At 73.5% G+C, this 24,651-nt stretch carries 22 protein-coding genes and 2 pseudogenes; 12 read left to right on the top strand and 12 right to left on the bottom strand.

The annotated features are described in order from the left end of the window. Nucleotides 1–57: 57 nt before the first annotated feature. Nucleotides 58–969 carry a UbiA family prenyltransferase gene (locus ACIO5D_RS32140; protein ID WP_400799466.1) on the bottom strand — a complete coding sequence of 304 codons (912 nt, stop codon included), beginning with the start codon at nucleotides 967–969 and terminating at the stop codon, nucleotides 58–60. Nucleotides 970–1,065: 96 nt separating this feature from the next. Here ACIO5D_RS32140 and ACIO5D_RS32135 point away from each other — a divergent pair, with 96 nt between their 5' ends. The 3 genes from ACIO5D_RS32135 to ACIO5D_RS32125 are packed head-to-tail and all read left to right on the top strand — an operon-like array spanning nucleotide 1,066 to nucleotide 3,705. Further along, the gene (locus tag ACIO5D_RS32135; RefSeq protein ID WP_363609399.1) at nucleotides 1,066–2,130 is read left to right on the top strand and encodes a 3-oxoacyl-[acyl-carrier-protein] synthase III C-terminal domain-containing protein; all 1,065 of its coding nucleotides are present in this window, start codon (nucleotides 1,066–1,068) and stop codon (nucleotides 2,128–2,130) included. 7 nt (nucleotides 2,131–2,137) lie between these two features. Then, a complete protein-coding gene (locus ACIO5D_RS32130) occupies nucleotides 2,138–2,692 on the top strand; it encodes an isoprenylcysteine carboxyl methyltransferase family protein (RefSeq protein ID WP_400799463.1) in 555 nt (184 codons plus the stop codon). Further along, a complete protein-coding gene (locus tag ACIO5D_RS32125) occupies nucleotides 2,689–3,705 on the top strand; it encodes an NAD(P)/FAD-dependent oxidoreductase (protein ID WP_400659540.1) in 1,017 nt (338 codons plus the stop codon). Before ACIO5D_RS32130 ends, ACIO5D_RS32125 begins: the two co-directional genes overlap by 4 nt. A 31-nt stretch (nucleotides 3,706–3,736) precedes the next feature. On the opposite strand, the gene ACIO5D_RS32120 is transcribed toward ACIO5D_RS32125, so the two are convergent. Then, nucleotides 3,737–4,243: a nucleoside deaminase gene (locus ACIO5D_RS32120; RefSeq protein ID WP_363609405.1), complete on the bottom strand. Its 507-nt coding sequence runs from the start codon at nucleotides 4,241–4,243 to the stop codon at nucleotides 3,737–3,739. Between the two features lie 245 nt (nucleotides 4,244–4,488). Here ACIO5D_RS32120 and ACIO5D_RS32115 point away from each other — a divergent pair, with 245 nt between their 5' ends. Both ACIO5D_RS32115 and ACIO5D_RS32110 read left to right on the top strand, forming a co-directional pair. Then, nucleotides 4,489–4,917, top strand: a complete 429-nt coding sequence (locus tag ACIO5D_RS32115) for a DUF6325 family protein (RefSeq protein ID WP_363609407.1) — start codon at nucleotides 4,489–4,491, stop codon at nucleotides 4,915–4,917. Nucleotides 4,918–4,943: 26 nt separating this feature from the next. Further along, nucleotides 4,944–5,261, top strand: coding sequence for an SHOCT domain-containing protein (locus ACIO5D_RS32110; protein WP_400659532.1), 318 nt, complete (start codon nucleotides 4,944–4,946; stop codon nucleotides 5,259–5,261). 121 nt (nucleotides 5,262–5,382) lie between these two features. Here ACIO5D_RS32110 and ACIO5D_RS32105 read toward each other — a convergent pair whose 3' ends face one another. From ACIO5D_RS32105 to ACIO5D_RS32075, 7 genes are all read right to left on the bottom strand, one after another. Then, complete coding sequence (locus ACIO5D_RS32105; RefSeq protein ID WP_400799460.1) at nucleotides 5,383–7,020, bottom strand: alkaline phosphatase D family protein; 1,638 nt, start codon at nucleotides 7,018–7,020, stop codon at nucleotides 5,383–5,385. Nucleotides 7,021–7,210: 190 nt separating this feature from the next. Beyond that, nucleotides 7,211–8,857: an amidohydrolase gene (locus ACIO5D_RS32100; protein ID WP_400659529.1), complete on the bottom strand. Its 1,647-nt coding sequence runs from the start codon at nucleotides 8,855–8,857 to the stop codon at nucleotides 7,211–7,213. Next, entirely contained in the window at nucleotides 8,854–10,323 is a 1,470-nt protein-coding gene (locus tag ACIO5D_RS32095; protein ID WP_400799457.1) for an APC family permease, read from the bottom strand. Before ACIO5D_RS32095 ends, ACIO5D_RS32100 begins: the two co-directional genes overlap by 4 nt. A 151-nt stretch (nucleotides 10,324–10,474) precedes the next feature. Further along, on the bottom strand, nucleotides 10,475–11,383 hold the full coding sequence (locus ACIO5D_RS32090; RefSeq protein ID WP_363609417.1) for an Lrp/AsnC family transcriptional regulator: 909 nt from the start codon (nucleotides 11,381–11,383) through the stop codon (nucleotides 10,475–10,477). A gap of 300 nt (nucleotides 11,384–11,683) precedes the next feature. Further along, a complete protein-coding gene (gene secD, locus ACIO5D_RS32085) occupies nucleotides 11,684–14,017 on the bottom strand; it encodes a protein translocase subunit SecD (RefSeq protein ID WP_400762091.1) in 2,334 nt (777 codons plus the stop codon). A gap of 176 nt (nucleotides 14,018–14,193) precedes the next feature. Next, nucleotides 14,194–14,616: a hypothetical protein gene (locus tag ACIO5D_RS32080; RefSeq protein ID WP_400799455.1), complete on the bottom strand. Its 423-nt coding sequence runs from the start codon at nucleotides 14,614–14,616 to the stop codon at nucleotides 14,194–14,196. A 170-nt stretch (nucleotides 14,617–14,786) separates the two neighbouring features. Further along, on the bottom strand, nucleotides 14,787–14,927 hold the full coding sequence (locus ACIO5D_RS32075) for a hypothetical protein (RefSeq protein ID WP_400799452.1): 141 nt from the start codon (nucleotides 14,925–14,927) through the stop codon (nucleotides 14,787–14,789). A gap of 24 nt (nucleotides 14,928–14,951) precedes the next feature. Between ACIO5D_RS32075 and ACIO5D_RS32070 the strand changes: the two genes are divergently transcribed. The 6 genes and pseudogenes from ACIO5D_RS32070 to ACIO5D_RS32045 form a co-directional block, all read left to right on the top strand. After that, nucleotides 14,952–15,572 carry a DciA family protein gene (locus ACIO5D_RS32070; protein WP_400799449.1) on the top strand — a complete coding sequence of 207 codons (621 nt, stop codon included), beginning with the start codon at nucleotides 14,952–14,954 and terminating at the stop codon, nucleotides 15,570–15,572. A gap of 61 nt (nucleotides 15,573–15,633) precedes the next feature. After that, a complete protein-coding gene (locus ACIO5D_RS32065) occupies nucleotides 15,634–16,776 on the top strand; it encodes a Fic family protein (protein WP_400762085.1) in 1,143 nt (380 codons plus the stop codon). A 244-nt stretch (nucleotides 16,777–17,020) separates the two neighbouring features. Next, the gene (locus ACIO5D_RS32060; RefSeq protein WP_400659516.1) at nucleotides 17,021–17,230 is read left to right on the top strand and encodes a hypothetical protein; all 210 of its coding nucleotides are present in this window, start codon (nucleotides 17,021–17,023) and stop codon (nucleotides 17,228–17,230) included. A gap of 553 nt (nucleotides 17,231–17,783) precedes the next feature. Continuing rightward, nucleotides 17,784–19,253 (top strand): group II intron reverse transcriptase/maturase, encoded by a 1,470-nt coding sequence (gene ltrA / locus ACIO5D_RS32055; protein WP_400799446.1) that lies wholly within the window; start codon nucleotides 17,784–17,786, stop codon nucleotides 19,251–19,253. Between the two features lie 32 nt (nucleotides 19,254–19,285). Continuing rightward, a complete protein-coding gene (locus tag ACIO5D_RS32050; protein WP_400659213.1) occupies nucleotides 19,286–19,579 on the top strand; it encodes a hypothetical protein in 294 nt (97 codons plus the stop codon). 10 nt (nucleotides 19,580–19,589) lie between these two features. Further along, a pseudogene (locus ACIO5D_RS32045) lies at nucleotides 19,590–19,860 on the top strand (transposase); the annotation flags it as partial. A gap of 121 nt (nucleotides 19,861–19,981) precedes the next feature. On the opposite strand, the pseudogene ACIO5D_RS32040 reads toward ACIO5D_RS32045, so the two are convergent. Then, nucleotides 19,982–21,488: pseudogene (locus ACIO5D_RS32040) on the bottom strand (glycoside hydrolase family 1 protein). Between the two features lie 245 nt (nucleotides 21,489–21,733). Further along, entirely contained in the window at nucleotides 21,734–22,501 is a 768-nt protein-coding gene (locus tag ACIO5D_RS32035; protein ID WP_400799443.1) for a hypothetical protein, read from the bottom strand. Nucleotides 22,502–23,034: 533 nt separating this feature from the next. On the opposite strand from ACIO5D_RS32035, the gene ACIO5D_RS32030 reads away from it, so the two are divergent. Then, nucleotides 23,035–23,505 (top strand): class F sortase, encoded by a 471-nt coding sequence (locus ACIO5D_RS32030; protein ID WP_400762081.1) that lies wholly within the window; start codon nucleotides 23,035–23,037, stop codon nucleotides 23,503–23,505. A gap of 8 nt (nucleotides 23,506–23,513) precedes the next feature. Here ACIO5D_RS32030 and ACIO5D_RS32025 read toward each other — a convergent pair whose 3' ends face one another. After that, complete coding sequence (locus ACIO5D_RS32025) at nucleotides 23,514–24,605, bottom strand: GlxA family transcriptional regulator (RefSeq protein ID WP_400762079.1); 1,092 nt, start codon at nucleotides 24,603–24,605, stop codon at nucleotides 23,514–23,516. Nucleotides 24,606–24,651: the final 46 nt, after the last annotated feature.

Genomic DNA, 24,651 nt, shown 5'->3' with positions numbered 1-24,651 from the left:
CCGGCGGGCGCCGCCCGCCCGCGCTCCGGACGCGCCCCGCCCGGAGCGCGGGCGCGCTCAGGCCGGCGCGGCTCCGCGCAGCAGAAGCAGCGCCACGGCGGTCGCCGCCAGCCCCAGGGTCGCCAGGAACGGCAGCCGGCTGCGCGGATCCCGGCCGGTCGGCAGCACGGTGGCCGCGGCCAGCGCACCGGTGACGGCGAACGCGGCCCACCCGGCCCACCCGGCGCGTCCGGCCGGTCCGGCGGGCCCGAACGCCAGGACGGCCGACGCGGCCAGCAGCACGACGGGCGCGAGCGCCCGGACCCGGCGGCGGCCCAGCCGCTGGGGGAGTCCGCGCACGCCCGCGGCCAGGTCGGCCTCGATGTCCGGGAGCACGTTGGTGAGGTGCGCCCCGACACCCAGGAGCGCCCCCGCCGCGGCCGACCAGACGGGCGGCCACGGATGGCCGGGCAGCCCCAGCGTGACGAAGGCGGGCAGCGCGCCGAAGCCCACGGCGTAGGGCAGCCAGGAGGCGGCGGTGCGTTTGAGGCCGAGGTTGTAACCCCACGCCGCCGCGACACCGGACAGATGGGCGGCGGCGGCCCAGGGCCCGCTCGCCAGCGACAGCGGAACGCAGAGGCCCAGCGCGCCGCCCGCCGCGACGGACACCGTCGTCGGGCCGAGCGCGCCCGCGGCCAGGGGCTTGTCCCGCCGGCCCGCCGCGAGGTCACGCGCCAGGTCGACCCGGTCGTTGCACCAGCCCACCGACAGCTGACCGGTGAGCACGGCGGACGCCACCAGCAGGCAGCCGGCCGCGCTCCGCCCGGACACCGCGGCGAGCGCCGTCATCAGCACGGTGACCGCCGCCGTCGGCTCGGGGTGGCACGCCCGCAGCAGCGCGAGCGCCGACCGGCCTGCTCGACGGTGCGTCAACTCCACGGCTCCGCCGACCCGGTGGACATCGCTACGACCGCTTTCGGTGGTGGGCACACCGTGATGCTAGATCCGGCCGGGGCCGCAGGGCCGGATCGGCGCGGCCCTCGCGGCTGAGGGCGATTTGATGCTGTTCGTCCCTATGCTGGGGCAATGACGCGAATCGCAGCCGTCCACGGGGTGTTGCCGGAGCACCGGTACGAACAGCACGAGATCACGGACGCGCTGGCGGCCATGGGGGCGGTGGGGGAGGGGCGGCGCGAACTGCTCGACCGGCTGCACGCCGCGTCCACGGTGCGCGGCCGCCGACTGGCCATGCCGCTGGAGCGCTACGCGGCCCTGAGCGGGTTCGGCGAAGCCAACGACAGCTTCATCACGGTGGCCCTCGAACTGGGCGAACGGGCCCTGGCCGAGGCGCTCGACCAGGCCGGACTGCGCCCGCGCGACGTGGACCTGCTGATCTCCACCTCGGTGACCGGCATCGCCGTCCCGTCCGTCGAAGCCAGGCTCGCCACCCGCCTCGGGCTGCGCGCGGACGTGAAACGGGTACCGGTCTTCGGGCTCGGCTGCGTGGCCGGCGCCGCCGGAATCGCCCGGCTCCACGACTACCTGGAAGGCCGGCCCGCCGACGTCGCGGTCCTGCTCTCCGTCGAACTCTGCTCCCTGACGCTGCAACGGACCGACGCCTCGGCGGCGAACCTGGTGGCCGGCGCGCTGTTCGGCGACGGCGCGGCCGCCGTGGTCGCGGTCGGCCGCGACCACCCGAGCCGCCGCCCGGACGACGGGCCCGTCGTGGTGGCGACCCGCAGCCGGCTCTACCCGGACACCGAGCGCCTGCTCGGCTGGGACATCGGGGACGGCGGCTTCCGGATCCTGCTCGGCGGCGAACTGCCCGGGCTGGTCCGCCGTCACCTGGGGCCCGAGGTCCGCGCGTTCCTGGCCGACCACGACCTGAAGCTCCAGGACGTGACCGCCTGGGTCTGCCACCCCGGCGGCCCCAAGGTCCTGGACGCCCTTCGCGAGACCCTCGATCTACCCGCCCAGGCACTGGAGTTGACCTGGCGTTCGCTCGCCGAGGTGGGCAACCTCTCCTCGGCCTCCGTGCTGCACATCCTGCGCGACACCCTCGCGCTGCGCCCCCCGCTGGCCGGCACCCCGGGCCTGCTGCTCGCCATGGGGCCCGGCTTCTGCTCCGAACTCGTCCTGATCCGCTGGTAGGCCGACGATGACCCCCTACACCGCCCTCGTCCTGCTGGTGGCCGCCGAACGCCTGGCTGAGCTCCGCACCGCACGCCGCAACACCGCCTGGAGCCGGCGGCACGGCGCCACCGAGCACGGGCGCGGCCACTACCCCGTCATGGTCCTGCTCCACACCGCCCTGCTGGCCGGCTGCCTGGCCGAGACGGCCTGGGCGGACCGGCCGTTCCTGCCCGCGCTCGGGTGGCCGGCGCTGCTGCTCGCGCTCGCGGCGCAGGCCCTGCGCTGGTGGTGCGTCGGCACCCTCGGACCACGCTGGAACACCAGGGTGCTCGTGGTCCCCGGCCTGCCCCTGGTGGCCACCGGCCCGTACCGGGTGCTGAACCACCCCAACTACCTCGCGGTCGTGGCCGAGGGCGTCGCACTGCCCCTGGTCCACACCGCCTGGCTCACCGCGGCCGGCTTCACGCTCCTCAACCTCCCCCTCCTCGCGGTCCGGCTGCGCTGCGAGAACGCCGCCCTGCGCGCGGCCCCGGCCGCCGTGCCGGACCGCGCCCCGGCCCCGTCCGGTACGGCCCCGTGATCGACCTCCTGGTGGCCGGCGGCGGCCCGGCCGGACTCGCCACCGCGATCCACGCCGCCCGGGCCGGCCTGGAGGTGGTGGTCGCCGAGCCCCGCCGGACGCCGGTCGACAAGGCCTGCGGCGAGGGGCTGATGCCCGCCGGCCGGCGGGCGCTGGCCGAGCTCGGCGTCACCGTCGACGGACACGCCCTCCGGGGGATCCGCTACCTGGACGACCGCCACCAGGCCGAGGGGCTCTTCCGGGGGGACCCGGGCCTGGGCGTCCGGCGGACCGACCTGCACGCCGCGCTGGACCGCCGGGCCCGCGAACTCGGCGTGGCCGTCCTGCCGTTGCGGGTGACCGCCGTCCACCAGGGCCGCGACAGCGTCACGGCGGCCGGGATCACCGCCCGCTACCTCGCGGCCGCCGACGGCCTGCACTCACCGATCCGGCGCGGCCTGCGCCTGGAGGCCCGGTCCGGCCGGGCACCGGCCCGGTACGGGCTGCGCCGGCACTTCGCCGTACCGCCGTGGACGGACTGCGTCGAGGTGTACTGGTCGGCCCGGTCCGAGGCCTATGTCACCCCGGTCGGCCCCGGCCTGGTCGGGGTCGCCGTCCTGACCGGCGACCGCGGCCCGTTCGACGAGCAACTGGCCCGGTTCCCCCGGCTGGCCGCCCGCCTGCCGCGGGCCGCGGCGACGCCCGTCCTCGGCGCCGGACCGCTGCGCCAGCGGGTCCGCGCCCGGGTGGCCGGGCGCGTCCTGCTGGTCGGCGACGCCGCCGGCTACGTCGACGCGCTCACCGGCGAGGGCCTGTCGATCGCCCTCGGCGCGGCCGACCAACTGGTGCGCTGCGTCCGGGCCGACCGGCCGCAGGAGTACGAGTCGGCGTGGCGCCGGGTGTCCCGGCAGTACCGGCTGCTGACCGGCTCCCTGCTCTGGCTGCGTGGGCAGCCCCGGCTGGCACACCGGATCGTGCCCACCGCCGCCCGCTTCCCCGCCGCCTTCGCGGCCGCCGTCAACCGGCTCGGCTGACCGCCCCGGGAGGACCTTCCGGCCCCGGCCCTCAGCCCCAGAAGTCCCGGTGGACCTCGCGGGCACCGTCGGTGTCCACCGGGCCGACCACGGGCAGGTCCCGCTGTCCGGCGGCGAACACCCGGCGGCAGGGCAGTGCCAGGGTCGGGTTCTTCTCGTCGGCCCCGGTCATCGCGCGCAGCTCGTCCTCGCCGAGGGCGTAGACGACCCGGCCGATGCCGGACCAGTAGACGGCACCCGCGCACATCGCGCACGGCTCGGTACTCGTGTAGAGGCTGCACCGGCTCAGGAAGCCGGCGTCGTACCTCGCGGTCGACAGCCGGACCAGGTTGGTCTCGGCGTGGCCGGTGGCGTCGCGCCCGGTGACGACGGTGTTCTCCGCCTCCAGCAGCACGGCGCCGTCGGGTCCGACGAGCAGTGCGCCGAACGGGTGGTTGCCGGCCTCCCTGGCTCGGCGGGCGGCGGCCACGGCGGCCAGCAGCAGGGTCCGGTCGGCCTCGGTCGCGGCGGGGTCGGAGGGGGTTCCGGTGGCGGTCATACGGTGGTCTCCTCGGTCTCGCGGGCTCAGCGGCGTCCGATGCCGGTGGACCCCACGGTAGGGCGGCACGGCCGGACACAGGGGTGGCCGGGCGCTCTCATGACGGCGCTCCGACGGGGCGGCGCCACACGGTCGGTGCGGCCGGGCGTGGGACCCTCCCGCTCCACTCGCACCCGGTTGCGCCGGGGCGCACGATGGGAGAGCACCCGCCCGCAGCCACCGGGCGCCGACACGGGAGGTCCGTCATGGACATCGGACCGGTCGAGTACGCGGTCATCGCCTTCCCGGGCAACAGGTTCCGCGGTGACATCGTCCCCGAGCTCAAGCGTCTGACCTCGGAGGGCATCGTCCGCATCATCGATCTGACCTTCATCAAGCGGGACGCGGACGGAACCGCCCGGGTGCTGGAGCTGGACGCGCTGGAGGAGGACGAGGCCGCCGCCTTCTCCGAGGTGGACGGCGAGATCCAGGGGCTGCTCAGCGAGGAGGACCTCGCCTCGGTCTGCGAGGAGATCCCGCCGGACAGCTCCGCCGCGATCATCGTCTGGGAGAACAGCTGGGCCACCCCGCTCGTCCGGGTGCTGAAGGAGGCCGGCGGCCTGCTGGTGGCCCGGGAGCAGGTCCCGCTGAGCATCGTCGAGGCCGATCTCGTCGCGATCGGCCACAAGCCCTGACCGCCCCACCCGAGGAGGAGAAGCTCATGATCGGCCGTCGTCTCTCCCGAGGCGGGCGCCCGGGGCTGATCGGCACCGCCGCCCGCACCGCCGTCGTGGCGGGCACCGCGACCGCGGTCTCCGGCCGCGTCGCCGCCCGGCACCAGCAGGCCGCCGCGCCGCCGCCCGCCGCCGCGCCGCCGCCACCCGCTGCCGCACCTCCGCCGCCTCCACCGCCGCCTCCACCTCCTCCGCCGGACGACCAGGTGCTGGCCGGTCTGGAACGCCTCGCCGCGCTCCGGGCGCAGGGGATGCTCAGCGAGGAGGAGTTCGCCGCTGCCAAGCAGCGCGTCCTGGCCCCGTGACGCGCCGGCCCCGTGACGCGCCGGCCCCGTGATGCGCCGGCCCCGTGATGCGCCGGGCCCTCCGTGCCGGCGGTGGCACGGAGGGCCCGGCGCATGCCCGAGGGGGCGTCCGAGGGGGGTGTCAGGCCTGCTGGATGCCGGGGTGGCCGGCCTCCGAGACGAAGGAACCGGAGGTGCTGATCGTGCCGCCCGGCGTGGTGATGTGGGAGACGGTCCGGTAGTCGGCGCGCGCGTGCCGGCGGTCGAGGGTGAGCGTGGTGTAGCCGCGCCGCCCGTCGTAGAACTTCATGTGCGGGTTGGCCGCCAGGAGGGTGCTCCAGTTGGAGGGCCGCTCCTCGCCGTCCCCGTCACTGCTGATCGAGGTGCCGACGAACTCGACGCCCACCGTCCGGGACGCCGGGTCGTTGAAGTCCCGCTTGACGTCCAGGGCGTAGGCCACGTGGACGTCGCCGGTGAGGATCACCAGGTTCTTCACGCCCGCCCGCTCGACCCCGGTCAGGAGCCGCTCGCGCGCGGCCGGGTAGCCGTCCCAGGCGTCCATCGAGAGCTTGGACGTCGGGTTGGTGGTGTTCTTCCTCTGGCTGAACACCACCTGCTGCGGCAGCACGTTCCAGACCGCGCTGGAGCGGCGGAAGCCGTCCAGCAGCCACCGCTCCTGGGTGGCGCCGGTGAGCGTGCGCGCCGGGTCGGCGGACTCCGGGGTCGGGTACTGCCAGCCGTCGCCGTTGGCCTGGTCGGAGCGGTACTGGCGGGTGTCCAGGATGTCGAACTGCGCCAACTGGCCGTAGTGGACGCGGCGGTAGAGCTTCAGGTCGGTGCCGTCGGGCTTCGGCATGCGCAGCGGCATGTTCTCCCAGTAGGCCCGGTAGGCGGCGGCGCGGCGGGCCACGAACGCCTCGGGCGACTGGCCCTTCTCGGGGATGCCGGCCGCGTAGTTGTTCTCCACCTCGTGGTCGTCCCAGGTGACGTACCAGGGGAAGGCGGCGTGCGCGGCCTGGAGGTCCGGGTCGGTCTTGTAGAGGGAGTACCGGAGCCGGTAGTCCTCCAGCGTCGTGGTCTCGTGGTTGTAGAGCGCGGGCAGGGTGCGGTCGGTGTACTTCCGGTCGCCGCCGACCGCGTCGATCCCGTACTCGTAGATGTAGTCGCCGACGTGGAAGACGGCGTCCAGGTTCTCGTTCGCGAGGTGGCGGTACGCGGTGAAGTAGCCGTCCTCGTAGGCCTGGCAGGAGACCAGGCCGAGGCGGACCTCGTCGAGCTTCCGGCCCCGGGCGGGCGCGGTGCGGGTGCGCCCGGTCGGGCTGCTCCAGCTGCCGACGGTGAACCGGTACCAGTAGACCCGGTCGGCGTCGAGGTCGTCCACGTCGACGTGCACGCTGTAGTTGAACTCCGCGTGCGCCCTGGCCGTGCCGCGCCGGACGACCTTCCGGAAGCGCTCGTCCCGGGCGATCTCCCAGCCGACGCGCACCGTGCCGGTGGGCGGCAGCCCGTTGCCCGGCTCGTACGGGCGGGGGGCGAGCCTGGTCCACAGCACCACCGCGTCGGGGAGCGGGTCGCCGGAGGCCACGCCGAGGGTGAACGGGTTCTCGGTCAGCGAGCGGGGGGCCAGTTCGGCGTCGGCCGCCTGCGCGTCGGGCAGGTTGGTGGTGAACGCCAGCGCGGCGGCGGCCGAGGTGACGGTGAGGAACCGTCGGCGGCCGAGGCGGGTCGACGCCTCCCTGAGCTGCTGGTCGGGCGACAGGTGATCGGCGGTACGGGCCATGGGTCCAGTGCCTTTCGAATCTCGACGGTGTGCGAAGGAATTCGAGTGGACGGCGCCGTACGCCAGGAGTCCGATTGCTGGCAAATGAGTGATCATCAGATGAGAGCGGTGTCCGAAACGGTCAATTGCCGCAGAGCCGGGCCGGGGCCGGGGCCCGGCGGCGCGCACGCGCCGCCGGGCGGAGCGGGGGTCAGCCGGCCCGGTGGACGACCTCGCCGCCGACCACGGTGAGGTCGACCCGGGCGTCCAGCAGGGCCTTCGGGTCCAGGGCGAAGAGGTCCTCCGAGAGCAGCACCAGGTCGCCCAGCTTGCCGGGGGTGAGCGAACCCAGGCGGTCGTCCAGGAAGTTGGCGTAGGCGCTGCCCAGGGTGTAGCCGCGCAGCGCGTCCGCCAGCGAGACGGTCTCGCCGGGCACCCAGGCCTCGCCGCCGGCCAGGCCCTGGCGGGTGACGGCGGTGTAGAGGCCGACCAGCGGATCCATCTCGGCGACGTTCCAGTCGCTGGAGAACGCCAGCACCGCACCGGCCTCCTGGAGGCTGCGCATCGGCCAGGCCTTGGACCAGCGCTGCTCGCCGACGGCCTCGGCCCAGTCCCGGCCGGGGCCGGCGATGTCGGGGGAGCAGTGCCGGGGCTGCATGCAGGCGACCACGCCGAGTTCGGCGAAGCGGGGCACGTCGGCCGGGTCGAGGCACTCGACGTGGACCACCTGGTGGCGGGCGTCCCGGGCCCCGTTGACCCGGCGGGCGTGCTCGACCGCGTCGAGCACGGTCCGGATGCCCCGGTCTCCGGTGGCGTGCACAAAGGTCTGGAAGCCGGCCGCGTCGAGGCCGGCCAGCACCTCGGCGAACTCCTCGGCGGGGTAGAAGGTCTCGCCGCGGTGGCTGTGGTGGCCCGCGTAGGGCTCCAGCAGGGCGGCGGTGTGCGGCTCCACCACGTCGTCGATGTAGAGCTTGAGCGGCCCGACCCGGAAGCGGTCGCCGCTGTGCCGGCGGGCCGCCGCCGCGAACCCGGCGAGCTCCGCCGGGGTGGTGCCGCGCGGGTGGAAGAGCGCGGCGACCAGGCGTGAGCGGAGCCGGCCCTCGGCGATGGCCCGCTCGAACAGGGCCAGGTCGTCGAGGGAGTTCTGCGGTTCGACGACGGTGGTCAGGCCGTACCGGGCCGCCAGGTCGAGGCTCGCGCAGAGCCGGCCGTACTGCCGGTCGGGGGCGGCCCACGGGACGCCGGCGGCGCGCAGCGCCCGGTGCCCGTCCCGGGAGAGGCCGCGGACCGCGAAGTCGGTGAGGAATCCGGTGGGTTCGCCGGTGGCCGGGTCGGTCCGCACGGTGCCGAAGGGGAGTTCACGGGTGGCCGCGGTGATGCCCAGGCGGCGCAGGGCGGCGGTGTTCAGCCAGACGGTGTGCACGTCGTAGCTGAGCACGAAGGCGGGCCGGTCACCGGTGTACGGGTCGAGGTCGGCGGCGGTGGGCATCCGCCCGCCGGGGACGGCCGAGTAGTCGAAGGCCTCGGCCTCGACCCAGTCGGCGGACGGGTTGCGGTGCAGCCAGTCGGCGATCCGGCGGCCGATCTCGGGCAGGTCGGCCGCGCCGGCCAGCTGGACGCAGGCCGCGTCGGAGCCGAGCCGGACGTGGTTGTGGCTGTCCACGAAGCCGGGCACCAGTAGCCGTCCGCGGGCGTCGACCACCTCGGTGCCGGGGCCGGCCAGCTCGCGCCAGCCGTCTCCGTCGCCGACCCAGGCGATCCGGCCGTCGCGGACGGCGACCGCCTCGGCCCGGGGGCGCCGCTCGTCGACGGTGTGGACATGGGCGTTGTGGACGATCAGTTCGGCGGGGCGGTTCACGAGTTCTCCGAAGCGGTGGTGGCGGCGGTGGCGGTGGCGGCAGCGGTGACAGGGACGGCGGTGGCGGCCCGGGGTGCCGGGCCGGTCCCGGCGGTCTGGTCGGCGGGCAGGCTGAGCACCCAGTGCGTCGCGCTGCGCGGGCGCAGGTAGAGGAACCAGTAGAGGACCCCGACGAGCAGCACCGCGAGGGTGATCAGCAGATCGCGTCCGGCCTGCCGGGTGAGCGTGTAGCCGAGGACGACGGTGGTGAGGACGGGGGCGGCCGGCCAGAGCGGCATCCGCCAGGCGCCGGTGGCGCGGTGGCGGCCGCGCCGGGCGGCCAGGGCGGCGATGCCGAGCAGCAGGTAGATCACCGCGACGACCACGCCGGTGAAGCCGAGCAGCGCCTCGATCGGGACGGTGAGCGCCAGCACCGCGCCCGGCAGGCCGATCGCGAGGGTGGCGACCCAGGGGGAGCCCCAGCGCGGGTGCAGGGTGCCGAGGGCGCGGTTGACCCGGTCGGGCCAGGTGCGGTCGCGGGCGGAGGCGTAGAGCACCCGGCCGTTCTGGATCACCATCACGATGACGGCGTTGAGGATGGCGGCGGCGATGCAGAGGCTGACGAAGGTGCCGACCGCGCTGCCGGCCCAGGAGTCGACGATGGCGACCAGGTCGCCCGCCGCCAGCTGGTCCGGGGAGCTCACCCCCAGGCAGATCGCGATCACCGGGAGGGTGATGACGACGACCCCGGCCAGCAGCGACCAGAGGACGGTCCGGGCGACCGAGCGGCGCGGGTCGCGGAGGTCCTCGGAGAGGTAGATGCCGGTGCCGAAGCCGTTGTAGGTGAAGATCGCCACGGTCAGCCCGGAGATCAGCAGCCCGAGGGTGAAGGGGCTGGTGCCGCCCTGCCCGTCCGGCACGACCGCGTGCACCAGGGTCGAGGCCGGCTGCTGGATGTGCGTCAGGCCGAGCACGGTGACGACGGCGGCGGCGAGGACTTCGAGGCCCAGGAAGATCCCGGTGATCAGGGCGTTGGACTTGATGTCCAGGACGCCCACCGCGACGGCGAGCGCCATCACCGCGCCGCCCGCGACCGCCGGGTCCAGCGACAGCACCGAGCCGAGGTAGTCCGCGGTGCCGAGCGCGATGATCGGCGGGATCACCAGCAGCGAGACGATCGAGATCACGAACACCAGCCAGCCGGCCAGCCGGCCGAGCACCTGCCCCACGATCGAGTACTCGCCGCCGGCGCTGGGCACCAGGGTGCCGAGCTCGGCGTAGCACAGGCCCACCCCGAGCGAGAGCACGGCGGCCACCAGCAGGCTGATGACCGCGCCGCTGCCCTGGGACTGCAGCAGCGGGGGCACGACGATGAAGAGCGACGACGCGGGCGTCACGCACGACAGGGTCAGCAGGACTCCGCCGAAGACGCCCAGCGAGCGCGGCAGCGCCGCGACCGCGGGCGGAGGGGGAGGAGAAGACGTCATCGGTGACCGGACTCTCTCGCGGGGGAAGGTGTCCGGCCATTGAAGGCGAGGCGAAAAGAACGCGTCAAGAGTTCATTTATATCGTTTCGCCTATCAGAATCTGCTGGGTGGGCGGATCATACGCCTGGTGCTTTCCAGGAGAAGAAATCGCTTATCGGATGGGTAGATCGTAGGTGTAGGACTCCTTGACGATGTCCAGGTGCACCCAGGACTCCGAGCGGGCCACGCCCGGCAGGGCGCGCACCGCCTCCAGCCCGGCGAGCAGTGCCGAGCGGTCCGGGGCGTCCAGGCCGCACACCACGTCGAAGCGCCCGTAGCCGGTGGCCACGTAGTTCACCCCCGGCAGTCCGGCGGCCGCCTCGGCGACCGCCCGGACCGGCCCCCGCACGCCCAGGCCGACCCCGGCGGCCTCGCGCACGCCCAGCGCACGCGACTCCACCAGCCCGGTCACATGCACCGCGCCCAGCTCCAGCAGCCGCAGCACCCGCGCCCGGGTGGCCGGCTGGGAGAGCCCGATCCGCTCGGCCAGCGCGGCGAAGCTGGCCCGGCCGTCCAGCTGGAGCAGCCCGAGCAGCCGGCGGTCGGCCCCGTCCAGCGCGGGCGGCGGACCGGGCCGCCCGCCCGCGACCTCCGGCGCGTAGGCGTCCCGGACCAGCTCGGCGCAGCGGAACACCTCCAGCCGCCGCACCCCGGGTGTCGCCCGCAGCGCCGCGAACTCGCGCTCCAGGGCGGCCCCGTCGGCGACCCGGATCTCGGCGAGCACGCTCTGCGGCCCGGCCGTGCAGGAGACGAAGCTGGTCGCCCGCCGCGCGGCCGCCGCCGCCGCGACCGGTCCGCCCGGGCCCGACACGTCCAGCGACACATGGGCGACCGCCTCGATCCCGGCCACCGACGGGGGCACGATGCCGACGATCCGCACCTCGCCGCGCTGGAGCAGCCGCTGCACCCGCGCCCGCGCGGCCTCCCGCGAGATGCCGAGGAGTTCGGACAGCCGCTGGTAGCTGACCCGGCCGTCGCGCTGCAGTTCGCGCACCAGGGCGGCGTCGGTGGTGTCGAGCACGGGAAGCTCCTGAGGACGATGCGGGGAGTCCCGGCAATCTACCGCCCCGGCCGGCGGCCGCCGGGGGCGGAGCGCACCCGCCCGGTCGGGCCTCCGTATGGCGCGCGACGGCCGCCGCGTACCGGTGGGCGCTGCTCTTGGACGTCCGGACCACGGTGGCGTAGTCGGCAGGCTGTCCCCATCCCGCTGCAGGCGGCCCTCGCCCACCGCGGAGGCCTCCCCCGCGCGGTGAAGGAAACCGTCCTGGAGCAGCTGCAGCACCGCTCCCCGACCGAACTCCGGGAGCGGATCGAGCGCCGCTCAGACCACCGCCCCGTTGTGGTCGCGCGCCCGCGCCGCGCCCGCCGCGTGCGGCGTCCGTGCCTCCCGGGCCTCCCGCGGCCGGTCCGGGAACCGCCCCTGGAGCAGCACGACCACCGGCATCGCGGTGAACACCGTCGACGCCGTGCCCACCACGACCCCGGCCAGCAGCGCCACCGAGAAGTCGGCGAGCGAGTCGCCGCCGAGGACCGCCAGGGCCACCAGGACGAACAGCGCCCCCATGCCGGTGTTCACCGTCCGGGGGAGGGTCTGCGCCACGGCGCGGTCCGCGAGGTCCGCCCAGCTCGCCTTCGTCCCGGTCCGGCGCAGCTCGCGCAGCCGGTCCAGGACCACCACCGTGTCGTTGACCGAGTACCCGACGATGGTGAGCAGCGCGGCGAGGAAGACGCTGTCCACCGGCTTGCCCAGCCAGGCGAAGAGGCCGAGGACGAGCAGCAGGTCCTGCGCCATCGCGATCACCGCGGCGGCCGCGAAGGTCCACCGGAAGCGGATCGTGAGGTAGAGCAGCTGGGCGGCGACCGCGAGCCCGAGCGCGGCCAGCGCGTAGCCGCGCAGCTCGCTGCCGAGGCTCGGCCCGATCAGCTCGTCGCGCTCCACGGACAGCTCGCCGGTGACGCCGGTGAGCGCCTCCCGGATGCGCTGCTGCTGGTCGTCGCCGGTCTCCTTGGTGCGGACGGACACGCCGGTGTCGCCGGTGGTCTGCACCACGGCCTGCGGGAACCCGGCGTCGACCACCGCCGTGCGGGCGGCGTCCGCGTCGACCCGCTGTGCGGCGGTGTACTGCGCGACCCGGCCGCCGGTGAACTCGACGCCGAAGTCCAGGCCGCGCCCGCCGATCCCGGCCAGGGCGAGCAGCAGCAGGCCAGCGCTGGCAACCAGCCAGCGCCGCCGGTGGCGCATCAGCCGGGGCGGCCGCCGGGTCAGCCGGGTCCGGAGCCGGCCGACGGTGGCCATGCCGGTCAGGGCGGGCCGCCGGGCGACGGCCGGCCGGCGCACCGCCCACTCGGCGAGCAGCCGGGTGATCAGCATGGCCGAGAACATCGAGGCCAGCACGCCGATCGAGAGCGTCACCCCGAAGCCCTTGACCGGGCCGGTGGCGAACACGAAGAGCAGCCCGGCGGCGAGCAGCGTCGTCACGTTGGAGTCGGCCACCGCGCTCCACGCCTTCGCGAACCCGACGCGGAGCGGGCGCCGCAGGTCGCGCTCCTTGCCGGGGCCGGCCGCCCGGGGCGCGGTGTACTCCTCCCTGGCCCGTTCGAAGACCAGCACGTTGGCGTCCACCGCCATGCCGATGGCGAGCACGAAGCCGGCCAGCCCGGGCAGGGTGAGCGTCGTGCCGAGCGCGACCACGGCGGCGTACGAGATCAGTCCGTAGAGGGCCAGCGCGACGGTGGCCAGCACCCCGAGCAGGCGGTACACCGCGATGATGAAAGCCCCGGTGCAGAGCAGGCCGATGACCGCGGCCAGGGCGCTGGCCCGGATCGCCTCGGCGCCGAGGGTGGGGCCGACGGTGCTCTGCTCGATCACCGTCACCGGGACCGGCAGCGCGCCGCCCTTCACCAGGGCCGCGAGGTCGCGGGCCTCGTCGGCCGAGAAGCCGCCGGTGATCTGCGTCGAACCGCCGGTGATCCCCTGCCCGCAGGGCACGCTCTCCTGGACGCCGGGGGCGGACAGGACGCGGTCGTCGAGCACGATGGCGACCCGGCGGGCGGGGTCGGCCGGCGCGGCGCACGCCGCCTCCCCGGTGAGCCGGGCCCAGGCGTCGCCGGCCGAGCCGCGGAAGGAGAGGTCGATGCTCCAGCCGAGGCCCGTCCGGGTGTCGAGGACGGCCGAGGCGTCCTTGACGCCGTCGCCGGTCAGCACCGGCGGGCCCAGTCGCAGGTGGCCGCCGGGGAGGCCGGGGTCGGCGAGGACCCGGGAGCCGTCCGCCGCGGGGGGCCCGGCCGGGCCGTCGGCGGTCGCGGTGACGGGGTGGAAGGTGAGCTGGGCGGTGCGGCCGATGACCCCGGCGGCCTCGCGGGGGTCCTGGACGCCGGGGAGTTCGACGACGATGCGCCGCTCCCCGGCGCGGACGAGCGAGGGTTCGGCGACGCCGAGGCCGTCGACCCGGCGGCGCAGCACCTCCAGCGCCCGGTCGGTGGCGTCCGCGTCGGCGCGGACGGTGGGCGAGTTCTGGGTCTCCAGGACGATCCGGGTGCCGCCGCGCAGGTCGAGGCCGAGGCGGGGCGGGGTGGTCAGGGCGACGTAGAGCGAGACACCGACGACGGCGAGCGCGACGAGCGCGCGCCAGAACGTGGCACGGCGAGTAGGCATGGGTACTCCACGGGCGGTCCGCGGGAGCCGGGCGTCCGCAGGGGACGCCGCACCCGGGACGGGCGGACGCGAGGGGATGGCGCGTCGCCGGGAACGCTCCGGGCACGGTGGCCGGAGCCCTCCCGTCCGGGCCGCGGGCAGGCCGCGGCACCCGGGTCGGCGGGCGCGGTGGGACGTCAGCTGGACCGGGTGGAGGGGGGACCGCGGGTGTGGCGGGGGTCGTAGTGGTCGGACGGCGGCGCCCGCTCCTGGCGCGGCCCCGGGGTGTACATCCAGGGCCGGGGCCGGGGGGCGTCTGTCCGGGCGGCCGGGAGCGCGGCCGGCGGGAGCGCGGGCAGCCGGACGCCGGGCTCGGCGGCGGCCGTCCGCCGCTGGGCGACGTCGGAGTCGGGGCGGTCCGCGGTGCGCCGGACCTCCGCGCCCGCCGGGCCGAGCCGTACGGCGGCGGGGGCGGCCGGGGCGGCGACGGCGGGCGGCGCGTCGGGGGCCGGCTGCGCCGCGCCCGTCGCCGTGCCGAGGAGGACCTGGCAGACGGCCCAGGCCGCGAGGAACGCGCAGGACAGCGCGGCCGCCGCGGTCCGACGTACGCGTCGCTCCACTCCGGCCCCCTCCCCGCCCGTGCCGTCACCCGGTCCCGTCCGCAAGAAGCTCTCACTGTAGGCGACGGCGCCGCCGCGCGGGGAGGTTCGGGCGGCGGAGCGGACCGGCCGGGGCCGGAGTCACGGTCCGGCGGGGGCCGGCGCAGGTCGCGCGGCGGGCCGGACGGTGCTCAGCGGGCCGTCTCCCCGAACGCCCGCTGGAGCCGCTGGACCCCCTTGTCCACCCGGGCCGGGCTGTCCACCGCCGCGTAGCGTCTACTCCCGACCGGCGCGCACGGTGCGGTGGAGCGCGGGTCCTGGGTGCCCCGCACCCGGTGAAGGCCCTACCTGGCCCTGTGCGGACGGCGGGCCCGCCCCAGGCGGAGGCGACCTCCACGGGCGCCGAGGCCGCCCTGCACTGGTTCCCGGCCGGGTTCAACGCCGACACCCGCACCCTGCGCATCACCTGCGACTCCCCGGCCTGGGCCACCAAGCTCCGCCTGGAACAGCGCCAGCTCCTGACCAAGCTCAACGCGGCGCGGCCCGACACCGTCCGCGCCATCGACATCCGCGTCGGCCAGGCCACCCCCGCCCCGACACCCGACACCGAGCCGGTCGCCCCCGTCCGGCCGACGACGGACCCGGCCCCCGCGCCGACCGCGCCGCCGCCTGCCGACAGCGTGGCCTACCAGCAGCTCCGCCAACAGATGCGTGAGCAGACCCAGGCCCGGCAGGCCACGCTCGACGAAGAAGCCGCAGCCCGGGAGGAGATCCTGCGCCGGCACTACAACCGCCTGCGCAAGCCCGAACGGGATCACCGCCCGCCCATCCAGGACGAGCAGGCCCTGGCCGAAGCCGCCCGCGCCCGCGAGCTCCTCGCCCGCCACCACGCCGCCGTCGCCGTCGTCCGCGGCCACACTGTCCCGCTGCGCACCGCCCGCCAGTCGCAGCCGGCCCTCACCCGCGGTGCCGCGTGACCAGGACCGCGGCTCGGCAGCCTGGAATGATTGAATGATAGGAGCTGGGTATCATTGATTCATGCTGTATCAGACGCCCCGCCTCGAGTCCGTCGACCATCAGGTCCTGGAGCAGATCAACTCCATGCGCGACCAGCTGCGGTACGCGGTTCAGCAGGCCCCCATGAAATGGACCCTCGACCTGCGCAAGGCCCTCACGGCCAGTGCCATCGCGGCCTCGAACACCATCGAGGGCTATCAGGTCGACGCGAGGGATGTCGCCGACCTGATGGATGGCGAGCGCGAGGTCGAGGCCAGCGACGAGAACAAGACGGAGACCCTGGCCTACCAGCAGGCCATGACCTACATCCAGTCCCTCAACGATGCTGCTGACTTCCGCTACAGCAAGGAACTGCTCAACGCCCTGCACTGGATGCTCCAGGGCCACCACCACCCGCTCAAGACCGCCGGGCAGTGGCGCAGGACGGCCATTCGGATCACGGCCCCCGGCGACGACCTGGCCACGGACTACGAGGGACCGGACCACGAGCTGCTGCCCGGTCTGATGAGTGAGCTTGTCGACTGGCTCAACGATGACGACCTCGAAAGCCACGTCCTCGTGCGGGCCGCGATGGCGCACCTCAACCTGGTGAAGATCCACCCCTGGTCGGACGGCAACGGCCGGATGTCCCGCTCTCTGCAAACCCTCCTGATCGCCCGGGGTGGAGTCCTCGCCGCCGAGTTCTCCTCGATCGAGGAGTGGCTGGGGATGCCCGGCAACACCTGGGACTACTACAAGGTGCTGCGCGAGGTCGGCGGTCCGGTCTGGTCACCCCAGCGGGACGCACTGCCGTGGATCAAGTTCAATCTCCTCGCCTACCACCAGCAGACGCAGCGGGTCCAGCGTCGCGTCGACCGGTCCAATGACTGCTGGACACAGCTCATCGAGGTAGCCGGCAGCTACGGGATCACCGAGCGCCAGACGACCGCTCTGCACGAAGTGGCGATGGTGGGGCGGGTGCGCCGCTCGCGCTACGAGAAAGCCGAAGCGATCAACACCCAACAGGCGACGAGGGACCTGCAGGCCCTGACCAAGGCGGAACTTCTGACAGCGGTCGGGCAGACGAAGGGCCGTCACTACGTTGCCGGGCCCCGCTTTCCGCGGAAGGTCCTGGAAACCGCGCAACGGCACCACACCATCGTCAACCCGTATACCGCCGTATAGCAGGCGGTTCGCGATTGGTACGGAGGCCGGCCACCGGCTTGCCGGAGATCAACCCGAGCGTTCGTCTGCCGGTCCACGCCCCCGCCGGCACTCTGTTCCGTCGGCTTCACCAGTGCTTTGGTGGGACTTGCGCCGTTTCCCCGGTGCCCGGCACGGCGTGGTGGCACGATGAAACAGCCATGGTCAGGCCCGAGTTTGGGGGTTGTCGTTTCCGGGTGACAAGCGGCGGATTCAGACGGCGGTGTTGGGCAGCGCGGCATCGGAGGTGCCGCTGATCCTGCCGTTGGAGGCGATCGAGCTGGATGCCTTCCGCCAGGAGCACAGCGAGGACACCTTCTGGTGCGGGTCGCTGCTCGGCGGCCGCGGCGACCAGCTGACGACGAAGCTCTACACCGACCGGGTCTGCCACTTCGCGCACGTGCGCCGTGAGGCGCTTGTATTCGAGTGGTGGTGAAAGACCACCACCGCTGTTCTGTCGCAGCAGGATAGCGAAGCTGAGGGCAGTCTGACTCGGGAGGTGCCGAGAAAGGCGGGAGCAGCCCTGACAAAGCCGGGACGTCTTAGCACTGCCAGATAGGGCGGGTTCGGCAAGCGAGACGGAAAGGTATACGAGAGGAACCAGCGTCTTACGCTCCTACAAGTGGCACCGGCTCTAACCTGGCGGATTTGGGCCGGAGGCGACGCAGACCCGCTCCCGTTGTGGAGCGGAGAACTTCCCGGAGTTATATGTGTGCAGCGAAGGGGAGGCCGTGATGAAGTGCTGCGGGGTAGTCACGGCGATGTCGCGGGGGCAAAGTTGGGTGCCTAATCCGTCGATCGAATGCAAGTGAACACGGGAACCGTCCAGACCCTCGCCTTCGCCCGCACAACCAGTGCGGAACAGAGGCTGGGCACACCGTCAGTCGAACGGGTCTGGACGGGGCGGAGCCGCCGTAGTAGTCCGAGGCCGGGAAAGCCGGTCACATGGCGAAGGGCGGCAGCAGAATCAGGAAGGAGTGGAGACTGCAATGCCGAAAGATGCACCGCCGAATGGCGATGCCGTGCTGGAGGGACTCCCCGCGAGTTCAAACCAGCAGGTATCGGAGATGCAGGCCAAACTTCACCGTTGGGCGGCGGACGAGAAGGACCGCCGATTCGACGACCTGTTCAACCTCGTGCATGACCCAGCCACGCTGAAGATGGCGTGGTGGCGGGTCGAAGCCAACCGCGGAGCCCGCACTGCTGGGACGGACGGGCTGACGCCCGCACGCATCGAAGCAGAGATAGGGGTGTCGCGGTTCCTGGAGGACCTGCGCTCGGCTATCAAGTCGGGTGAGTTCCAGCCGCAACCGGTTAGGGAGCGCAAGATCCCCAAACCGGGCGGTTCGGGAAAGGTTCGCCGCCTGGGAATCCCCACGGTGACGGATCGGGTTGTCCAGGCAGCGCTGAAACTCGTGCTGGAGCCAATCTTTGAGACAGATTTCGAACCAGTCTCATATGGCTTCAGACCCGAGCGGCGTGCGCACGACGCGATTGCTGAGATCCACTTCTACGGCACCCGTGGATACCGGTGGGTGCTGGATGCCGATATCGAAGCATGCTTCGACTCCATCGACCATCCAGCCCTGATGGAACGGGTTCGGAGAAGGATCAAGGACAAGCGCGTACTGCGGCTCATCAAAGCGTTCCTGAAAGCCGGGGTTCTTACGGAGCTCGGCACAGTTTCAGAAACGCGGAGCGGAACGCCGCAGGGAGGCATTCTCTCGCCGCTACTGGCCAACATTGCACTGTCTGCGCTCGATGAGCATATGACGGCACCATGGAAGCCAGGAGAGGTAATGTCGACCGAGATGAGGCGCCGGCGTCGTGTCTGGAAGGGGCTCCCCGTTTGGCGATTCGTCCGCTACGCGGACGACTTCGTCGTCTTACTAAGGGGTGACTCCGCAGGCGATGTCGAGGTGCTGCGCGAGGAGATCAGCCAAGTGCTCAAACCTATGGGACTGCGGCTGTCCGAGGCCAAGACCAGGGTAGTGCACATGGAGGAGGGGTTCGACTTTCTTGGGTTCCACATCCGGTGGGGTCGCAAGAGAGGAACGGATAAGTGGTACGTCTACACCTTCGTCGCTGACCGGCCTCTCAAGTCTGTCAAGGCGAAGATCCGGGCTATGACCCCCAGGACGTCACAGCAAGGCCTGCGGGACGTGCTTGAGCGGATCAACCGACTCGTGCGCGGCTGGACCGCCTACTTCCGACATGCCGTGGCAAGCCGAACGTTCGCACATCTGCGCCAGTTCATCTGGTGGCGGATCGTTCGGATGATGCGCCATCGACATCGTTGGGCGTGGAAGGACGTCCGTCGTTGGCTCACCGGTCCCACCGGGGCCTGGAAGCCGATCGCGGCGGATGGGATCGAGATGTTCAACCCGGCCGCGGTGACCATCGTTCGGTACCGCTACCGGGGCGAACGCATCCCCAACCCTTGGGCTCAGGCTGCCTGAATCACGTCCACGGCGATTCTGTGGAGAGCCCGGTGCTCGGTAACGGGCACGCCGGGTTCGGCGAGCGGCCTGGAGAAACGGACAGCGGGCAACCGCTGCACCGCGCTCCAGGCCGACTCAACTTCCCCGACCCGACCGGCCAGCACGTGTGCGAGCGCCGTGCCCGGGACGTGGCCAGCGCCGACCACCTCTACGTCAAGTCCGCAGCCATCGCCTGGCTCCTCGACCAGGACCACCAGGGCGCCGTCCACCTGCGCGAGCCGCTCGGCTCCGTCGTCGACATCGCCTGGGAACACGGAACCCGCGGGCTGCGCCTGATCAGGTAGATCATGTCGCGTGACGCGAGTGCAACTGACGGATGAGGAATGGGAGTTCATCGAGCCGTACCTGCCGATCGGCGAGTACGGCCCGTACCCGGAGCGACTGCGGCAGCAGTTCGGGGGCGTGATCTGGCGGTTCAGGACCGGAGGGCAGTGGCGGGAGATGCCGGCGGAGTTCGGCGCGTGGTCAACCGTCTCCGATCGCTTCCGGCAATGGCGTGACGCGGGCGTCTTCGAAGCCCTGCTGGAGGGCGCGATCGCGGAGGCCGCGAGGCGGGGCGAGCGCCTGATCAACAAGTTGAAGGCCTGGCGGGGCATCGCCACCCGCTACGACAGGACGTCCGCCGGCTACCTCGCCGGCCTCCACCTTCGCGGCGCGATGATCTGGATCCAAAGACCTCAACAGCATCACCCCTTGATCGCGACCAAATACGCTCCTTGGGGCGGGCGGTAACTCAGGGTTAAGGCCTCGCTATGATGACAGCCTGTTCGACGGGCCTGGGCCCACCCGAAGTTGTCCAGCAGGGACCACAGGTAGTAGCCGCGGACATCGGCGCCCGCGGCGAGGGCCCGGGAGACCGCGCCCAGGTGCTGGGTCGAGGTAGCGGATGCGCCGGGGGTCGTCGACCGAGCCGTCGGGGGCGACGGTGTCCTCGAAGGCCGCCCCGTTCTCGGTGACCAGCAGGGGCAGGCCGTGGCGTCGGTGCAGGGAGACCGGCGAGTCGGACAGTCCGGTGGCGTCGATGGGCCAGCCCATCGCGGTGACGTCGTCGTTGGCGCGGTGGAAGCCGACGCCCTCGCAGCCGGGCCAGGGGCTGTGCGGGCCGTCGCCGTGGCCGTCCCCGCGGGGGCGCCGCACGCCCGGGACGGCGGCGGACACCACCGTCGGCGTGTAGTAGTTGAGGCCGAGCAGGTCGACCGGCTGGGCGATGTCGGCGAGGTCCCCGGCGCGGACGAGGGCGGCCCAGTCGATCAGGTGGCCGGTGTCGGCCAGCAGGTCGTCGGGGTACCCGCCGTCGAGCATCGGCCCGGTGAAGACCCGGTTGCCGACGGCGTCGACCCGGCGGGCCGCCTCCGTGTCGTCGGAGCCGGCGGTGAGCGGGCGGACGGCGTGCAGGTTGAGCGAGACGGCGACCTCCGCGGTGGCCGGCAGCGCCGCGCGCAGGGCCCGCACCGCCCGGCCGTGGCCCAGGTTGAGGTGGTGCGCGGCGCGGAGGGCGTCGGCGGGGCCGGTGCGTCCGGGGGCGTGGGCCCCCGATCCGTAGCCGAGGAAGGCGCTGCACCAGGGTTCGTTGAGGGTGATCCAGGTGGGGACCCGGTCGCCGAGCGCCCCGGCGGCCAGGGCGGCGTAGTCGGCGAAGTGGTTCGCCGTGTCCCGGTCGGGCCGGCCGCCGGCGTCCTCCAGCTCCTGGGGGAGGTCCCAGTGGTACAGCGTGGCGGCCGGAGTGATGCCGTGCTCCAGGAGCTCGTCGGTCAGCGCCCGGTAGGAGTCGAGGCCCCGGGGGTTCGCCGGGCCGCGGCCGGTGGGCTGGACACGGGGCCAGAAGAGGGAGAACCGGTAGGAGGTGAGGCCGAGGCGGGCCATCAGCCGGACGTCCTCGCGGAAGCGGTGGAAGTGGTCGACGGCGGTGTCGCCGTTCGCGGTCCGTCCGGGGGGGCTGAAGGCGTCCCAGATGGAGGGGGTACGGCCGGCCTCGGCGACCGCGCCCTCGATCTGGTAGGCGGCGGTGGCGGCGCCCCAGCGGAACCCCCGGGGGAACGCGGCAGCGGGGTGGCCGGGGGAGGCGGCGGCGAGGACGGCCCGGGGTGCGGTGTCGGTCACGGTCGGGTGCTCCTCGGTGGGCTCGGTCACCTGAAGAGGTGAGGTGATGCCGGCTTCGACGGCGCCGGTGGTGATGCCGCCGACACCATGCATGCCCAGGACGGCGCGGGCCAGCAGCGGAAGAGCACCGATGCGGGGGCCGAGAACGCGTCCGCACCGGGCCGCCGCCACCCGAATGCCCCCCTCCCGGCCCCGCGCTTTACCACGTCCGGGCCCGCTAGCCGGGCGCGGCACGCGGGATCTGTCACCTGGACGGCAGATCCCCGCGGTCCTACCGGGTGCACCCCAGTGGCGGTCACCGCGTTATCGACTGACGGTGAATAAGCATTCACTGCGAGCTAGCGAACTGGCGCCCGGTCGGTTCCGCGCGGTGGCACTGAAAGGAACACACGCTCATGCGTTCTGTACGCACCGTTGTTATCGGCGCGGCGCTCGCCGCGTCCTTCATCCTGGCCGCGCCCGGCGCCGCGTTCGCCGATGACGGCCACCGGTCCGACGGCAGGGGCAATTTTTCCTCCGAGAAGGGCGGCGGCCGTGGCGAGGAGGGCCGCGGCGAGGGCCGTGGTGACGAGGGCCGTGGTGACGAGGGTCGCGGCGGTGAGGGCCGTGGTGACGAGGGTCGCGGCGGTGAGGGCCGTGGTGACGAGGGCCGTGGCGGTGAGGGCCGTGGTGACGAGGGTCGCGGCGGTGAGGGCCGTGGTGACGAGGGTCGCGGCGGTGAGGGCCGTGGTGAGGGCGGTCGTCACGAGGGCGGTCGGGGCGGTGAGGGCCGTGGTGAGGGTGGCCGTCACGAGGGCCGGGGCGAGGGCGGTCGTCACGAGGGTGGCCGTCACGAGGGTGGCCGTGGGGGCGAGCGCGGTGAGCGTCCCCGTGGCGGGGTTCACGCGGGTGGCGGGTTCATGGCTTCCTTCGTGACCGCGGACCAGGGCCGGGAGGAGGGCCGTGGTGACGAGAAGGGCCGGGGCGAGGAAGGTCGCGGCGAGGGTGGCCGTGGCGAGGGCGGCCGTGGTGAGAGTGGCCGTGGTGAGGGCGGCCGTGGTGAGGGCGGCCGTGGCGAGGAGGGCCGGGGCGGCGAGCGCGGTGAGCGTCCGCACGGCGGTGTCCACGCGGGTGGCGGCTTCCTCGCCTCGCCCGGTTCCGACCTGCTGGGCGGCACCGCCCTGCTGCTGGGCGGAGCCGGCTTCAGCGCGTTCGCCCTGCGTCGTCGCGCGGCGAACCGCAGCGCGATCTGACCTGACCCCGCTCGGCGCTGCCGGTGCGGTCACCGTCCGCAGCGGCGACCGCACCGGCAGGCGCCGGGCCTCCGTACGATGACCGGCTTCCATGGAAGGGCATACACCCCATGAGGTCCCGTTCCGCACCACCGGACGCCAACCCCTGCCGGCGGGCACCCCGGAGCTTCGGCAGACGCTGGCTCCTCGGTCCTGGCATCGGAATGTTCGCTCTCGGCCTCTCCATGATCTATGGGGCCAACGACATCTCCCCCCGCGCCGCGTCCCTACCACCGGCCCCGGCCCCGGCCGTCGTCTCGTCGCTGGCGGTCACCACCGCTCCGGCACCGGAACCCAGCCCCCCGGCGGCCTCTTCTCCGGCCTCTTCCCCGGTGGTCTCTTCCCCGGAGGTCTCTCCTGGGGAGACCGTGACGGCGCTGCCGTACTCGCCGCCGACCCGCCTCAGCATCCCCGCCATCGGCGTGGACGCACCGTTCGGTGAACTCACCCTGGACGCCTCGGGTGCGCTCACCGCCCCGCCGCCGGAGGAGGAGAACCTTGTCGGCTGGTACCGCGACGGTGCCGCGCCGGGCGAGAACGGCACCGCCGTGGTCGTCGGCCACGTCGACACCACGACCGGACCGGCGGTGTTCCTGCTGCTCCGCAAGCTCGCACCGGGAAGCACCGTCGACGTCACCCGCGCGGACGGCGTGGTCGCGACGTTCTCCGTCGACGCCGTCCGTCGCTACTCCAAGGACCAGTTCCCCGACCAGGACGTGTACGGGGACAGCCCTGACGCCCAGCTGCGGCTGATCACCTGCGGGGGGACCTACGACAAGGCCCGCAACGACTACACGGACAACGTGGTCGCCTTCGCGCACCTCGTCTCCTCCAAGTAGCGGCCCTGCTACCGGGCCCCGTCGGCGATGGAGTCACGGACGGACCGTGACGTCGCCGTCGGGGCCGTCGGGGTGTCCTGGACCGGTTGCCGGCCGTCCGCCCAGGTCAGAGTGGAGACCAGGGACCGGAACGCGGTGCGGTAGGTGCGGGGGCTGGTGCCCGTGTGGTGCTGGAAGTGGTGGCGAAGGTTGGCGGGGGTGCCCAGCCCGGTGCGGGCGGCGATGCGCTCCACCGGCTCGTCTCCGCGTTCCAGCAGACGCTGCGCCAGCTGGATGCGGGCGCGCAGGAGGTACTGGAGCGGGGTGAGCCCGGTCTCGGCCCGGAACCGCCGGGTCAGGCCGCGGACGGTGAGTCCCGCGTGGTCGGCGATGTCGTTCAGGGTCAGCGGGCGGTCGAGGTGGGCCTCCATCCACCGGGTGGTGGGCCCGAGGCCGCTTCCGGGCCGGGTGACCGCGTGGTACGCCGCGTCCGCCCGGGCGGCAGGGACCGCGGCTTCCCCGGCGTCGGCGGGGCCGGCGGGCAGGTGGAGCTGCAGGAAGATCTGCCGCTCGGTCTCGACGGCGACCGGGTTGCCGTGATCCAGGGTGATCAGCCGCAGGCAGAGATCGAGACCGCCGAGCACCCCCGCCGCGCTGTAGTACGGATCCGCGTCCACGACCGAACCCTCCGGGTCGACCTCGACCAGGGGGTGGCGCCGCGCCAGCTCGGCGGCGTGCCGGCGGCTGGTGGTGGCCCGCCGGCCGTCCAGGAGACCGGTGGCGGCGAGGGTGAACGTCCCGGTGCCGATCGCGCCGATCCGGCTGCCCCGGTCCGCGGCGGCCCGCAGCGCGTCGACGACCTCGGCGGGCGGTTCGTCGCGGAACCCGTCGTGCCCGGGCAGCAGGACGGTGTCGGCGCCCTCCAGCCCCTCCAGGCCCCAGGGTGTGTCGATCCGGAACGGGGCCGGGGAGCCGGTCGCCCGAAGGCCGGGGGCGGTGCAGTACCGCAGCTCGTAGGCGACGTGGGGGTGGTGGCGCACGGCGGTGCCGAAGGAGAGCCCCGGACCGGTGAGCTGATGGCCCGGCACGCCGTCGAGCGCGAGGACAGCGATCACTGACATGTCCAGAATTTAGCCGAGGGTGACATCGGGACCGCTTTTTCCGGCC

Source organism: Kitasatospora sp. NPDC087315 (assembly GCF_044744345.1).
In the GTDB taxonomy this organism is placed as follows: domain Bacteria; phylum Actinomycetota; class Actinomycetes; order Streptomycetales; family Streptomycetaceae; genus Kitasatospora.
Note: the sequence above shows the minus strand (reverse complement) of the source record. Positions and strands in the feature narration are given on the sequence as shown.